The organism is Polynucleobacter sp. (genome assembly GCF_018500155.2).
Classification (GTDB): Bacteria; Pseudomonadota; Gammaproteobacteria; order Burkholderiales; family Burkholderiaceae; genus Polynucleobacter.
The window spans coordinates 14,077-27,868 of the sequence record NZ_JAHBAK020000061.1 but is presented as its reverse complement, the minus strand read 5'-3'; the positions used below and the strand labels follow the sequence as shown (position 1 = coordinate 27,868).

At 44.8% G+C, this 13,792-nt stretch carries 14 protein-coding genes and 1 tRNA gene; 12 read left to right on the top strand and 3 right to left on the bottom strand.

The genetic code is table 11. The annotated features are described in order from the left end of the window. Nucleotides 1-38: 38 nt before the first annotated feature. From KIH43_RS07375 to KIH43_RS07330, 10 genes are all read left to right on the top strand, one after another. Entirely contained in the window at nucleotides 39-464 is a 426-nt protein-coding gene (locus tag KIH43_RS07375) for a DUF1854 domain-containing protein (protein ID WP_297719322.1), read from the top strand. Between the two features lie 13 nt (nucleotides 465-477). Then, nucleotides 478-553, top strand: a tRNA-Thr gene (locus KIH43_RS07370). Between the two features lie 315 nt (nucleotides 554-868). Further along, the gene (locus KIH43_RS07365) at nucleotides 869-1,867 is read left to right on the top strand and encodes a tripartite tricarboxylate transporter substrate-binding protein (protein ID WP_297719327.1); all 999 of its coding nucleotides are present in this window, start codon (nucleotides 869-871) and stop codon (nucleotides 1,865-1,867) included. 84 nt (nucleotides 1,868-1,951) lie between these two features. Then, nucleotides 1,952-2,479 carry a tripartite tricarboxylate transporter TctB family protein gene (locus KIH43_RS07360; RefSeq protein WP_297719319.1) on the top strand — a complete coding sequence of 176 codons (528 nt, stop codon included), beginning with the start codon at nucleotides 1,952-1,954 and terminating at the stop codon, nucleotides 2,477-2,479. A gap of 40 nt (nucleotides 2,480-2,519) precedes the next feature. After that, nucleotides 2,520-4,016 carry a tripartite tricarboxylate transporter permease gene (locus tag KIH43_RS07355; RefSeq protein WP_297719316.1) on the top strand — a complete coding sequence of 499 codons (1,497 nt, stop codon included), beginning with the start codon at nucleotides 2,520-2,522 and terminating at the stop codon, nucleotides 4,014-4,016. A gap of 110 nt (nucleotides 4,017-4,126) precedes the next feature. Continuing rightward, on the top strand, nucleotides 4,127-4,498 hold the full coding sequence (locus tag KIH43_RS07350) for a DUF2946 domain-containing protein (protein WP_297719313.1): 372 nt from the start codon (nucleotides 4,127-4,129) through the stop codon (nucleotides 4,496-4,498). A 71-nt stretch (nucleotides 4,499-4,569) separates the two neighbouring features. Next, nucleotides 4,570-4,758 carry a hypothetical protein gene (locus KIH43_RS07345; RefSeq protein ID WP_296969059.1) on the top strand — a complete coding sequence of 63 codons (189 nt, stop codon included), beginning with the start codon at nucleotides 4,570-4,572 and terminating at the stop codon, nucleotides 4,756-4,758. Between the two features lie 25 nt (nucleotides 4,759-4,783). Next, on the top strand, nucleotides 4,784-6,940 hold the full coding sequence (locus KIH43_RS07340) for a TonB-dependent receptor plug domain-containing protein (RefSeq protein ID WP_297719310.1): 2,157 nt from the start codon (nucleotides 4,784-4,786) through the stop codon (nucleotides 6,938-6,940). 112 nt (nucleotides 6,941-7,052) lie between these two features. Beyond that, nucleotides 7,053-7,484: a DUF2244 domain-containing protein gene (locus tag KIH43_RS07335; RefSeq protein ID WP_366069230.1), complete on the top strand. Its 432-nt coding sequence runs from the start codon at nucleotides 7,053-7,055 to the stop codon at nucleotides 7,482-7,484. A 16-nt stretch (nucleotides 7,485-7,500) separates the two neighbouring features. Next, nucleotides 7,501-7,962 (top strand): copper chaperone PCu(A)C, encoded by a 462-nt coding sequence (locus tag KIH43_RS07330; protein WP_297719308.1) that lies wholly within the window; start codon nucleotides 7,501-7,503, stop codon nucleotides 7,960-7,962. Between the two features lie 74 nt (nucleotides 7,963-8,036). On the opposite strand, the gene ilvD is transcribed toward KIH43_RS07330, so the two are convergent. Continuing rightward, complete coding sequence (gene ilvD, locus KIH43_RS07325; protein WP_296969067.1) at nucleotides 8,037-9,728, bottom strand: dihydroxy-acid dehydratase; 1,692 nt, start codon at nucleotides 9,726-9,728, stop codon at nucleotides 8,037-8,039. 228 nt (nucleotides 9,729-9,956) lie between these two features. Here ilvD and KIH43_RS07320 point away from each other — a divergent pair, with 228 nt between their 5' ends. Further along, the gene (locus KIH43_RS07320; protein ID WP_297719304.1) at nucleotides 9,957-10,586 is read left to right on the top strand and encodes a response regulator; all 630 of its coding nucleotides are present in this window, start codon (nucleotides 9,957-9,959) and stop codon (nucleotides 10,584-10,586) included. Between the two features lie 95 nt (nucleotides 10,587-10,681). Further along, nucleotides 10,682-11,698, top strand: a complete 1,017-nt coding sequence (locus KIH43_RS07315) for a helix-turn-helix domain-containing protein (protein WP_297719301.1) — start codon at nucleotides 10,682-10,684, stop codon at nucleotides 11,696-11,698. 32 nt (nucleotides 11,699-11,730) lie between these two features. Here the strand turns inward: KIH43_RS07315 and KIH43_RS07310 are convergent, their stop codons facing one another. Together KIH43_RS07310 and KIH43_RS07305 are read right to left on the bottom strand one after the other, a co-directional pair. Beyond that, nucleotides 11,731-12,069, bottom strand: a complete 339-nt coding sequence (locus KIH43_RS07310) for a P-II family nitrogen regulator (RefSeq protein ID WP_173955517.1) — start codon at nucleotides 12,067-12,069, stop codon at nucleotides 11,731-11,733. Between the two features lie 70 nt (nucleotides 12,070-12,139). Continuing rightward, nucleotides 12,140-13,759 carry an NAD+ synthase gene (locus KIH43_RS07305; protein ID WP_297719298.1) on the bottom strand — a complete coding sequence of 540 codons (1,620 nt, stop codon included), beginning with the start codon at nucleotides 13,757-13,759 and terminating at the stop codon, nucleotides 12,140-12,142. Between the last annotated feature and the right edge of the window lie 33 nt (nucleotides 13,760-13,792).

The window sequence follows — 13,792 nt, the reverse complement described above, 5'->3', positions numbered from 1 at the left end:
GGAGATGTGTATAAGAGACAGGCGATACTCTAGGTCGTTTGGTTTTTGAGGATGCGCAAGGCAATATTCATGTCGGCGTTCATCCGGTAAGAGCGTTTCCAATCACCGCTCTAAATGATGGCATTGGCATCATGAATCAATCTGGTAAAGAGGTATTTTGGTACCCCGACGCTAGCAATATTCCCGCTGCAGAAATGAAACTCATTCAAGAGGAGCTAGAGGCGCGTGAGTTCATGCCAGTGATAGAAAAAATTACTAAAGTCTCCACTTTTGCTACGCCTAGTATTTGGGATATTGAAACTGATCGCGGCCCAACTCGTATTCGTCTCAAGGGTGAAGAGGATATCCGTCGAATCGCTGGCAACACATTATTGATTGCCGACTCGAATGGTCTTCAGTTTTTGATCAAAGACGCTACGCAGTTAGATAAAGTCAGTAAAAAACTTTTAGATCGTTTCCGCTAGAATGTACTGACCTGCCGCTTTAGCTCAGTCGGTAGAGCAGTTCATTCGTAATGAAAAGGTCGCCAGTTCGATTCCGGCAAGCGGCACCAGCGTCCCCACAGACTTCTCTTAATTTAGGGTTAACCCTTAAAAAATCTTGCGAAGAAATTATCGAAACCTTTTTATCCTCATTGTGCGTTTTTTGTGCATTGGATGCAGCATAGAACACAATAAGTCAGTACACTAAGCTTAGGTTTTGGCTTGATTTATCAGGGTTTTTACTAAATTGTAGAAACTAACGTGTAACGTTTTTGAAATTATTGATTGCAGTCAAGTTTTCGCAATTGAACTTGTTTAAAAATCGATCACGTATTAAATAAGCCAATTTAAATTGGTAACTTTTTTTGGAGACATACTTTATGAAGATGAAGTTCAAAGGTGCATTGATTTCTGCTGCTTTAGCTCTTGGTGTAACTGGTGCGTCAACTGCATTTGCTGCATGGGAACCAACTAAACCAGTTGAGTTCATCATTCCAGCGGGTCCTGGCGGTGGTGCAGACCAGATGGCTCGTATGATTCAAGGAATCATTACCAAAAATAATTTGATGAAGCAGGCCGTGATTCCTGTCAATAAGGGCGCAGGTGCTGGTGCTGAAGGTTTCTTGGCAATGAAGGAAGCCAAAGGCGACCCAAATAAAATTGTGATCACACTCTCAAACCTGTTTACAACTCCACTGGCTACAGGCGTGCCATTTAATTGGCAAGACATTACTCCTGTAGCAATGTTAGCGCTGGACCAATTCGTATTGTGGGATAACGCAGAAAAGCCTTATAAGACAGCTAAGGAATATATTGATGCTGCTAAGGCTGCTGGCCCAGGTAAGTTCAAAATGGGCGGCACTGGCTCTAAATCAGAAGACCAAATTATTACCGTTGCTATCGAGAAAGCCACTGGCGCGAAGTTCACTTACATCCCATTCAAAGGGGGTGGCGACGTTGCGGTTCAGTTGGTTGGCAATCACATCGACTCTTCTGTGAACAATCCGATCGAAGCTGTTGCTCAATGGCGTGCCGGTAAATTGCGTGCACTCTGCGTATTTGATGACACACGTATGCCATACAAAGAGAAGGTGACTGATACGCAATCTTGGTACGACGTACCAACCTGCAAGGAAGCGGGCGTTCCTACTGACTACGTTATGTTGCGTGGGATCTTTATGGCGCCAGGCGTAACTCAAGAGCAGGTCGATTTCTATATCGACTTGTTCAAGAAGGTTCGTGCTACTCCTGAGTGGAAAAAGTTCATGGCTGACGGTGCATTCAATCAAACATTCATGACTGGTAAAGAGTTCCGTAACTGGCTCACACTCAACGAAGCTTTGCACAAGCAGTTAATGGGTGAAGCAGGTTTCCTGGCTAAGTAATTAATAGCGATCGGAATGGGGCCTCCAGTAGGGGGTCCCATTTTTTAAGTAAGTGCGTAAATCAACTTTATTAAAAATATAAAAATGTCTGAACATACAAACAATTCAAATCAAGAGTCAGCGATCAGCGTTAGAGCAATGGACATCATTACTTCGATCGCGTTTCTTGCGATTGGTTTTACTGTAATGATTGGCAGCCTTAAGCTGGGTGCGGGTTGGGGTAGCGATGGCCCCGAGGCGGGATATTTCCCGTTCTACATTAGTTTGATTATTTTGCTATCTAGTACTGTCACTCTGTATCAAGCCGCTATTGTTAATAAGAAAAAGAAAACAGAATCATTTGTTGATCGTGAGCCTTTGAAGCAAGTGATGGCTGTGCTCTTGCCAGCGATAGTGTTTGTGTTGGGTGTGCAATTGATTGGCATTTATGTATCTTCAGCACTCTACATCGCAATTTTCATGGTGTGGTTAGGTAAGTATCCAATCTGGAAGGCAGTCGCCGTGTCCTTAGGTGTAAGCGTTGCCCTATACCTGATGTTCGAGTACTGGTTCCAAGTTCCATTGCCACATGGCTCATGGATCAACCCTCTCGAGTTTTTGGGCGTACGTTAATAAATAATAACTACAAAAAAGATTAAAAAAGGAGTTCAAGTTGGAAGAAATTAGCGCTCTATTCAACGGCTTTGCCGTTGCAATGACACCCTTTAACTTGCTGTTAATGCTGGTTGGTGTAACGCTTGGTGTGATTATCGGCGTGTTACCTGGATTAGGCGGTGCAAATGGTATTGCGATTTTGTTACCGTTGACATTCACAATGCCTCCTACCTCCGCAATTATCATGCTCTCCTGTATTTATTGGGGTGCATTATTCGGTGGAGCGATTACCTCGGTGCTCTTTAATATTCCGGGTGAGCCATGGTCTGTTGCAACTACTTTTGATGGCTACCCAATGGCCCGCAACGGTAAAGCTGGTGAGGCGTTAACTACCGCCTTTACTTCTTCATTCGTTGGTGCGTTCTTTGCGATTGTGATGATCACTTTCCTGGCGCCATTGGTTGCGAAGTTTGCTCTGCAGTTCGGTCCACCAGAATTCTTCTCGGTTTACCTGCTGACTTTCTGCAGTTTCGTTGGCATGAATAAGGGATCGCCATTTAAGACTATTTCAGCAATGATGCTGGGCTTTGCTTTGGCAACCGTTGGTATGGACACCGTGACAGGCCAGTTGCGCTTGACATTTGGTAACCCAGAATTAATGCGTGGCTTTGATTTCTTGATTGCAGTGATCGGTTTGTTTGGAATCGGTGAAATTCTTCAATCAATGGAAGAAGGTTTGGCATTCAAGGGTGCTGCAGCAAAAATTCGCGGGAAGGTTGTGTTGGAAACATGGAAGCAACTTCCAAAATACTGGGCAACTTCATTGCGTAGCTGTTTAATTGGCTGCTGGATGGGTATTACTCCAGGCGGTGCAACGCCAGCATCTTTTATGGCCTACGGCGTTGCAAAGCGTGTTTCCAAAGACGGCGACAAATTCGGCTCTGGTCAAGTGGAAGGCATTGTTGCTCCAGAAACAGCGGCTCACGCTGCTGGTACTGCTGCCTTGCTACCAATGTTGTCTTTAGGCATTCCTGGTTCACCTACTGCTGCTGTGTTGTTAGGTGGCTTGTTGATCTGGGGTCTGCAACCTGGCCCATTGTTGTTCGTAGAGAAACCAGACTTTGTTTGGGGTTTGATTGCAAGTATGTACTTAGGTAACTTGGCTGGCTTGTTCGTAGTGTTAACCTGCGTGCCACTATTTGCCTCTATTTTGAGAATTCCATTCTCTATCATTGCGCCGGTCATTATTGTGATTTGTGCTGTGGGTGCATACACCGTTCATAACGCTATGTTTGACGTATGGTTGATGTTGGGCTTCGGTATTTTGGGTTATGTCTTTAAGAAGCTGAACTATCCAATGGCACCTATGGTTCTGGCATTGGTGTTGGGTGACCGTGCAGAAGATTCCTTCCGTCAATCCATGCTGCTATCACAAGGCAGTTTAGATATCTTCTTCTCTAATGTATTGGTTGGTGGTATTACTTCTCTTGCATTAGTCCTGCTCTTCTGGCCATTGATTGGCAAGTTTGTAGGCAAGAAAAAGGCTGCGGCTTAAGGTTGCAAGATAGGTAAATAGGCAAAAATTAGCCTATGAAGGAAGAAAAAGGGGCGTAAGCCCCTTTTTTTCATAAGCACCCAGAAAATTCCGCTAGAATCTACACCATTATGAAATTGCGCAAGAACCACTTCATTCATTGGCTAGCGTCTTTAGCCATTGCTATGAGTGCACTTGCTCCAGCAGTTTCACAAGCGGTATCACTAGCAAAGCATGGTCAAGGCTTTGCGATGGAGCTTTGCTCTACTGATGGCACTAAATTAACGATCGATGTGCAAACGGATGATCAAGAAGTTGCTGACCAAATGCAGCCATGTCCTTATTGTGTCGCTCAAAGCAGTATTACACCAGCTTTCAATACCAATCTTTCATTTGAAGCACCAAATTCCTTTGCGTTGCTTCCCAAGCTTTTCTATCAATCACCTAAGCCTCTTGCGGTTTGGGTAACACCTCCCTCAGCAGCTCCTCCAGCACAAGCCTAAATCTTTTTAGGGCATAGCCTAGCTATGTAGTTAGCAACCATTGGTTGCTGTCATGTTGTGTGGAGAAGTAAATGAAATTAAGTGAAAAAGTTGCTTATCGCCTAAAGCGTGTCTATATCGGCATGGCGCTAGGTTTCGCCTTATGGCTGCTATTGATCAGTTTCTTGGTTCTTTTCAACGCAATCAAGACGCATACCCCCATTGCAAGCATAGAGCTGACACTCTCCCCGATGGAGACATCTATGGCCAAGCAAAAGTAAATCTGACCGACACAAATTATTCATCATGAAAACAGTAAAAATTACGCCGATAGTATTTGTAGCCTCAATGATGCTAACAAGTGCTTATGCACAAAATTCTTCTAGTCTGGATACCTTGGTTGTAACGGGTGTTCAAGATGTACCAGCAACTCAAACTACGCTATCTGGATTTCAGTTAAATCAGTCTCGCGTAAACACAAACAATACTGCCGCAATGCTTTTAAATATTCCCGGGGTAAATATGTACACCGGAGGTGGTGTATCTGGTTTACCTGCAATTCATGGATTGGCTGATGATCGAGTGAAAACAAAGGTAGACGGCATGGATCTACTTGCATCATGCCCTAATCATATGAATGCTCCTTTGTCCTATATAAGCCCATCAAATGTTGGAAGTATTAAGGTCATTACAGGACTCTCACCAGTAAGTGCGGGCGGAGATAGTTTAGGTGGAATAGTTTCCGTGCAATCTTTGCCTCCTGTATTTGCCAATAAGGGTGAAACATTGCAGCAGGGCGAAGTGGGCGCAGCCTATAGTAGCAATGGAAATGCTATCGCAGGAAATTTGAATTTGACTGCAGCTGGCGATGAATTTAGTGCTAACTACACCGTTGATTCTGCTAAGGCCAATAATTACACAGCGGGTGGCAACTTTAAACCAGCAGCAAATGGCCTGTCCGGCAATACCGTAGGCGCCTCAAAATACACTGCGACCAATCAACAGCTTTCTTTGGCCTGGCAAAAAGAAAATCATTTAGTTGAGCTTAAGGCAGGCTACCAATTCATACCGTTTGAAGGTTATGCCAATCAACGGATGGATATGACAAAAAACCAGAGCACTCAATTTAATTTGAAATATACCGGCAAATATGATTGGGGTACTTTAGAGGCGCAAGCCTATAACCAAATGGTGAATCATCAAATGGATGACAACACTGGTGCCAGAACATCGCCTTCTATGCCGATGTTGGCCACGAGCTCTACTAATGGAGCGATGGTAAAAGGGACGTTGCCATTATCTGAAACTCAGTTGGCGCGAATGGGTGCTGAATGGCAGGGTTATTTGTTAAATGATTGGTGGCCTCCTTCATATACCCCATCAAAAATGATGTGGCCTAACACCTTTCAGAATATTACGAATGGCACTCGTGATCGTTTAGGGCTCTTTGGCGAGATTGAGCAGCAATGGACTAAAGAGTGGATGGGGATGGCTGGTGTTCGTGTAGAGCAAGTGGGCGCAAATGCAGGCAATGTACAGGGTTATAACAATATGCCGGCCTATGCCCTGAATGCAAATGCATTTAATGCAAAAACTCATGCCCAAACAGACTACAACTGGGATTTGACCGCTCTTACTCGTTATAAAACTGATTCAACTCAAAATTATGAGGCTGGTTATTCTCGTAAGACAAGGTCACCAAATCTGTATGAGAGATACAGCTGGTCAGCATTTCCAATGGCGGCCGTTATGAATAACTTTGTAGGTGATGGTAACGGATATGTTGGTCAGATTACCTTAGCGCCCGAAGTGGCAAACACTTTTAGCCTTGCCACTGATTGGCATGATGCCAATCAAGAAGCATGGTCATTTAAGACAAATCCTTATTACACCTACGTGAGCAATTACATTGATGCCATATGTGGTCCTGGCGTTCCTTGCAAGGCTAAGCAATTCAATGTATTGCAATATGCAAATCAAAATGCACAGTTGTTCGGAATCGACCTATCTGGCAATGTGGCATTAGGTAAATCACCCCAATTAGGCCGTTTTCAATTAACCGGTTTGGCATCCTATACCCGCGGACAGAACGTCACGGCTGGAACTAATCTGTATAACATCATGCCGCTCAATGGCACGATTGGGTTGGTACAGAATATTGGTGCTAACTGGACAAACACTCTTCAAGGGCAGTTTGTAGCAGCGAAGACCAATGTCAATACAGTTAGAAATGAAATTGCTACCGGCGGGTATTCGCTATACAACCTGCGTTCATCCTACGACGATAAAAAATACCGCGTGAATTTTGGTATAGAAAACTTATTCAATAAGTTATATGCCTTACCGCAAGGTGGAGTCTATTTGGGTCAAGGCAACACGATGTCCATGAATGGTGTTCCTTGGGGCACTGCAGTGGCTGGAATGGGTAGAACCTATTATGTTTCTGCCAGCCTTAAGTTCTAGCATTTATTGGGGGCATAGGGTTAGGATGAGCTATAAAAGTGAATCACTTATATAGCTAGCCAATTTACTGGTAACTATTTAGTTTCCCAATTAATGTCTGTAAAGTAGGGTAATGCGCACTTGGTTAATGAAAAGAAATTGCTCGTTTTCGCCCAAACAGGTGGGGCTTTTTTATCTATCAATCGTCAGTTTTTCGCTGTTGGTAGCAGGGTATTTTTTGTTGATTGGCGTATGGATGATCATCATCTTTACAACTATTGAAATACTGGCATTAACCATTGCTTTATATGTGTATTCGCGTCACGCATTGGATTATGAAAAGATCACTATTGTTGGCAAGCAGCTGTTGGTAGAGCGAAGTTGGGGTGGAAGGGTTGAGGTAAATGAATTTAATACGGTTTGGACCAAACTCATTCATAAGAAAGATGGCGGGCGGGATTTGGTTCTAGTGAGTGCCGCTAAAGAGTTGCCAATTGGGTATTTTGTGCTGGCAAATCAGCAAGAGCAGTTTGAAAAGGACTTAGGAAGTTATCTTGGGCTTTAATACAAAAGGAGTAGTGATGGAATCAAAAGTACTAGTAACCATGTTTGCAGTCATGGGCATTGCCTTTAGTGGTGCTTCATATGCACAAAACGCTTCAGTAGGCGCAATCAAAATTGAAAATGCCTACACCAGAGCTACCGCTCCAGGGCAACAAGTAGCCGGCGGCTTTTTGAAGATTGAAAATAAAGGTGCTGCAGATCAGCTGATCTCTGCAAGCTCGCCTGTAGCGGGTGAAGTGCAATTGCATGAAATGGCGATGGAAGGAAATGTCATGAAAATGCGCCAAGTAAAAGACATTGCGGTACCTGCCAATGGCGCTGTAGAGCTGAAACCAGGCGGCTTGCATATCATGTTTATGAATATTAAGGCTCCATTAGCAGCTGGCGAGACGGTGCCTGTAAAACTCAAGTTTGCTAAAGCAGGTGAGGTTGAGGTGAAGTTTCCTGTAAATACTACAACAATGCCAATGAAACATTAATAGCGTTGAGTATCAATAAAAAGCCCCTAGTTAAAACTAGGGGCTTTTGTTTTGGAACCATCAAGCAAGGGAAATTACAAATCCAAATTCAGATCAGTCACTGCTCCTTTGCTTGCGGTGCTGGCTAACTTGGCATATTTTGCTAACAGTCCGCGGGTATAACGTGGTTTTGGTTGTTTCCAGGCTGCACGACGTTTCGCAATTTCTTCTTCGCCGACATTGAGTTGGATGAGAAGCTTGTGCGCATCAATCGTGACAGAGTCCCCCTCTTCGATGAGGGCAATAGTGCCGCCAACGTAGGCTTCTGGTGCAACGTGACCGACAACCATACCCCATGTTCCGCCAGAGAAGCGACCATCAGTAATCAGGCCAACAGATTCGCCAAGGCCTTGACCGACTAGCGCTGAGGTAGGAGCAAGCATCTCCCGCATGCCTGGGCCGCCTTTAGGACCCTCATAACGAATGACCACAATGTCACCATCTTTAATCTTTTGCGCCATGATGGCAGCCATCGCATCATCTTCTGAATCAAAAACACGTGCTGGGCCCGTGATGGATGGGTTCTTTAATCCAGTAATTTTGGCAACGCAACCTTCAGGAGAGATATTGCCCTTAAGGATCGCCAAGTGACCTTGTTTGTACAGCGGGTTATCTAATGTACGAATGACTTTTTGATCTGCGCGCGGTACTGAGGGCACATCCTTTAATACTTCGGCGATCGTCTTGCCGGTAATTGTCATGCAATCACCATGCAGCAATCCACCATCAAGCAAAATTTTCATGACTTGAGGGATGCCACCTGCTTGATGCAAGTCGGTTGCAAGATAGGTGCCAGAAGGTTTCATATCCACAATCACAGGAACGCGTTTACGAATGCGCTCAAAGTCATCAATGGTCCATTCAATTTCTGCTGCGCTGGTGATGGCCAAGAAATGCAATACCGCATTAGTAGACCCCCCAACCGCCATAATCACACTCACAGCGTTTTCAATCGATTTTTTAGTGATGATGTCGCGTGGACGAAGATTATTCTTAATAGCTTCTACGAGAACGCGAGCAGATTCTGCAGCGCTAGCTACTTTTTCAGCATCTTCATTGGCCATCGTTGAGGAGTAGGGTAGGCTCATACCAAGGGCTTCAAAGGATGAACTCATCGTATTGGCTGTATACATGCCGCCACAGGAGCCGCTACCAGGACAAGCGTGCTGTTCAACGCCTTTGAGGTCTTCTTCACTCATGCGACCAGAGGTGAATTCACCAACAGCTTCAAATGCGGAAACAATATTGAGATCTTTGCCTTTGTAGTGACCTGGTTTAATCGTGCCACCATAAACATAAATTGCAGGTACATTGGTGCGGGCAATCGCCATCATGCCGCCTGGCATATTTTTATCGCAACCACCAATCACAACGACGCCGTCTTGCCACAAGCCATTGACGCAAGTTTCGATACTATCTGCAATAACTTCGCGTGATACGAGTGAATATTTCATACCCTCAGTACCCATGCCGATACCATCAGACACTGTAGGGGTGCCAAACATTTGTGCTTTTGCGCCAGCTTCTTCGAGCGCAGTGACAACGGCATCGCTTAATTTTTGTAAGCCGCTATTGCAGGGAGTAATGGTGGAATGACCATTTGCTACACCCACCATAGGCTTTGAAAAATCCTTTTCTTGGTAGCCCATGGCGTAATACATCGAGCGATTGGGTGCACGGGCAACCCCTTCGGTGACCATACGTGAGCGTTCATTGAGGCGTTTCATGCTAATTACTCCAGAAAAGGTTATTTTTCAAAGGCTCTATTGTGCCGTGAGATGGATTCATGGTTCGCTAATCCTTTTAAACGGCCTATAAGGATTTATTATGTTGCATTGCAATAAAAATGCTCCATCATTTCATAGTGTAGAGCTTTTGTATTAGCTTGATGGCTAATAGCCATCCCTAACTCCCTACAGTACATTTACTCAATCGATACTTTCCCTTTGGATTCAATGACTAAAGAAGGCCATATCTACCTAATTGATGATGATGAATCCATGCGGGTATCGCTCTCGCGGATGTTGCGCGAGGTGGGTTATCTAGTGGAAGACTATGCATCAGCAAGGTCATTCTTAGAAAAATCAATCCCAGTGTCTCCCGCGGTCATTCTGTTGGATATGCAAATGCCCGATATGACGGGCTTGGAGTTACAAGAAACGCTCTTAAAACTGGGGCGTAATACCCCGATTGTGTTTGTAAGCGGGGAAAGTCACCCACATCAAATTGTGCAAAGTCTCAAGAAAGGGGCATTAGATTTCCTTTTTAAGCCCTTTAATCTTGAAGAGTTGCTAAAAGCGGTGGGGGACGCTATTGAATTTGATCGTCGGCAATTCAAGCGGATTTCTTTAGAAGTGCAGACAAAACGGGACTACGAGAGTCTTACTCCAAGAGAGCGTGAGGTGTGCTCATGGCTTGTTAAAGGCCTTTTAAACAAGGATATCGCTCTTAAGCTGGGCACTACTGACGCAACCATTAAAGTGCATAAAGCAAGGGTGATGGAAAAAATGCATGTTGATTCCGTCCAGACCCTCGTTAAAAAGTATTTAGAGTCCAATTTAGAGGATCATCCTTTATCCAAATGAGCGATCGCTAGTATTTGCTATCGAGCTAATTACATATTGGTGAAATTGGGATTAATATCACTCTTGTCAAATATAAATAAGAAGATTGCTGCCTTGTGAATAAGCCAGTGAAATTTCCGGAGATTAAAAAAGAAGCTTTTACTAAGGCAAGAGAAGGTCTTGGTTTAAGCACTCAAGAGTTGTCTGGAATGGCATGTCTATCAGCTCGTCAAATTGAGCAAATTGAAAATGGCGAATCCAGTTCTTTTTATGGACCACAAGTTAAATATACGGCCGCTAAGAAAGTAGCTGCACTTCTCAAGCTCAAAGAAGAAGACGCGTTTGATTTTGGTGGTGATGGTTTACCCCGTCATCAGGATGCTCAAGATTCAACTGAGAATGCAACTACAAAATCGTCAAAAGCTGAAAAAAAGCAAGTATCAGCGCAGCAAGATAAAGTTGAGCAGGGCGTTAAAAAAGTTGCAGTGTCAACCAATGCGCAGATAGACGTTAAAGCAATTTCATCAGAACTCAATACAAAAAATAATACGCATCAAAATAAATCCCAGAAAAAATTATTTATCTTTTTGGGAATTGCAGCAGCCATAGCATTCTCTGTAGTTAATCTGCGCCCCTTATTTTTTCCTGAGCCTGTCAAAGAAGAGATTGTGGTGGTACAAGAGGTTGCTCCGGCAAGTCCTGCCCCTGAGTCCACTCAAGACGCAAAACCCGCTACTGCAGCACCAGAGGCTCCAGCTGCTGCCGCTCCAGTAGTCACAGCAGCACCAGTGATCTCAACCGAATGCCCGCCAGCCGATACAGCAGCGGTAACTTATAAGCCGGATGCGCCAAAGAAAGCAGGAGACATGGTTTACCTGCAATCAAAGAATGCGCAAACCGTTTGCGTGGTCGATGCTACTGGTAAAACCCAAAATAAAACCCTAGAACCAGGGGTGGGGGTTAGTGTTTATGGCAAGCCACCACTAAAGGTGCTTACTTCAGGGCAGTCTTTAGTAGATATGTACTACCAGGGCGCAAAAGTGCGCATATCCAATACTGCAGCCAAGACGATCATTTTGGAGCCGGCCGAAATCATTCAGCCGGCTAATGCAATGGATTCTCAGTTGAGATAAGACGTCATCTTGAGTTTTGCTGTGCTCTGAGGTTAAACCGCTGACTCGTTAGTTTCGCCGGTACGAATGCGAATCACTTGCTCAACAGGAGTGATGAAAATTTTGCCATCACCAATTTTTCCGGTACGTGCCGCTTTAGTAATTGCTTCAATCGCTGCCTCAACACGATCGCCAGGAACTACTGCCTCAACCTTTACCTTTGGTAAAAAGTCGACAACATATTCAGCGCCGCGATAAAGCTCGGTATGCCCCTTTTGGCGGCCAAAACCTTTGACTTCAGTGACGGTCAGACCTGTAACGCCTACTTCAGCCAAGGCTTCACGTACTTCATCGAGTTTGAACGGTTTAATGATTGATGTAATGAGTTTCATGTATTCCCCCTAATGCAGTAATCATACCTAGAACTGCACGGATGTGCCAAATTTGACCCGTTTAGGGGGTCTAAGCTCTAAAGTGCGAGGTGATGGGGTAGCGCCAGTCTCGACCAAAGGCCCTTGTAGTTACGCGCACTCCCGGGGGTGCCTGACGACGTTTGTACTCATTGAGTTTAATCAGGCGAGTCACTTTTTCCACGCTCTGCGGGTCATAACCAGCCGCAATAATGTCGGCAATAGACTGATTTTGTTCCATATAGCGCTCCACAATCCCATCAAGGACCTCATAGGGTGGTAGGCTGTCTTGGTCTTTTTGATCAGGGCGAAGTTCTGCAGAAGGGGCGCGCGTCAGAATTCTTTCGGGGATGACAGGTTCAATGCTGTTGCGATAAGCGCATAGACGGTAAACCAAAGTCTTAGCAATATCTTTAATAACAGCAAAGCCACCTGCCATATCACCATAAAGGGTGCAATAACCGACAGCCATTTCACTTTTGTTGCCCGTCGTCAGAACGAGTCTGCCCGTTTTATTGGAGAGCGCCATCAAGAGCGTGCCACGGACACGAGCTTGAATATTTTCCTCAGTCGCATCTACTTGCATGCCTTCGAACTGCTTCGCTAAGGATTGCTCTAGAGCATCTACAGGACCGCTAATCGGAATTTCATCGTATTGCACCCCAAGGTTATGAGCGAGTTCGCGCGCATCAATCCATGAGATATCTGCTGTATAGCGAGAAGCCATCATGACGGCGCGCACCTTGTCAGCGCCCAATGCATCAACAGCAATCGCCAGTACTAAAGCCGAATCCACCCCGCCAGATAGGCCAATAATGACCCCAGGGAAGCGATTTTTATTGACATAATCTCTTACGCCCAAGACTAGGGCTTCATATGCCTGTGCCTCGACACTAAGGGGTGGGCAAATCGATCCTTTTTCAAGCTCACCAGTAGCATTCACGGTTACAAAACCCAAGTCCGTTTTAAATTGGGGCATCGACATGACCAGTTCGCCACGTTGATTTAATGCAAATGAGCCACCATCAAATACCAACTCATCTTGTCCACCTACCGCATTGACATAAACCAGGGGCATATTGGTTTTTTGAATATGTACTTGTAGCACATCAATGCGCAGCGCCTCTTTTTTGAGGTGATAGGGTGAAGCATTGGCGACCAATAAAATTTGTGCGCCAGCTGCATGTGCCTGCGTTGCTGGACCAGAATGCCAGGCATCTTCGCAGAGAATCAAACCATATTGGAGGCCATCACATGCAAATACGCAAGGTTCATTTCCAGGGACAAAGTAACGCACTTCATCAAATACTTCATGATTAGGAAGTTCTTGTTTGGCGTATCCAGCGATCACTTTTCCATTGCGTAAAACAGACGCATAGTTTTGTAAGCCCACCGACGTTTTTTTGGGATGCCCCACGATGACAGTGAGATCCTGATATTGCGACAACTCTTGCATTAATAATTCGAGTTGTTGTTGCGCTGCTTGTATAAAAGCAGGGCGTAGTAATAAGTCTTCTGGGGGATATCCAGTGAGAGAAAGCTCAGGCGTGAGAACGAGCCTGGCGCCATTTATAAAGGCTTCTTGTGCGGCCTTGTGAATCAGTTGAGCGTTGCCAGTCAGATCACCCAATAAAGGATTGATTTGAGCTAAAGCTATTTTTTGTGCGCTCACTCCGAATCACAAAGCCTATGTTATTGCTTCAAA

Excerpts from the sequence above, each read along its gene's own strand:
- KIH43_RS07365 (WP_297719327.1), top strand. The coding sequence starts at position 869 with ATGAAGTTCAAAGGTGCATTGATTTCTGCTGCTTTAGCTCTTGGTGTA.
- KIH43_RS07360 (WP_297719319.1), top strand. The coding sequence starts at position 1,952 with ATGTCTGAACATACAAACAATTCAAATCAAGAGTCAGCGATCAGCGTT.
- KIH43_RS07350 (WP_297719313.1), top strand. The coding sequence starts at position 4,127 with ATGAAATTGCGCAAGAACCACTTCATTCATTGGCTAGCGTCTTTAGCC.
- KIH43_RS07345 (WP_296969059.1), top strand. The coding sequence starts at position 4,570 with ATGAAATTAAGTGAAAAAGTTGCTTATCGCCTAAAGCGTGTCTATATC.
- KIH43_RS07340 (WP_297719310.1), top strand. The coding sequence starts at position 4,784 with ATGAAAACAGTAAAAATTACGCCGATAGTATTTGTAGCCTCAATGATG.
- KIH43_RS07335 (WP_366069230.1), top strand. The coding sequence starts at position 7,053 with ATGCGCACTTGGTTAATGAAAAGAAATTGCTCGTTTTCGCCCAAACAG.
- KIH43_RS07330 (WP_297719308.1), top strand. The coding sequence starts at position 7,501 with ATGGAATCAAAAGTACTAGTAACCATGTTTGCAGTCATGGGCATTGCC.
- ilvD (WP_296969067.1), bottom strand. The coding sequence starts at position 9,728 with ATGAAACGCCTCAATGAACGCTCACGTATGGTCACCGAAGGGGTTGCC.
- KIH43_RS07320 (WP_297719304.1), top strand. The coding sequence starts at position 9,957 with ATGACTAAAGAAGGCCATATCTACCTAATTGATGATGATGAATCCATG.
- KIH43_RS07310 (WP_173955517.1), bottom strand. The coding sequence starts at position 12,069 with ATGAAACTCATTACATCAATCATTAAACCGTTCAAACTCGATGAAGTA.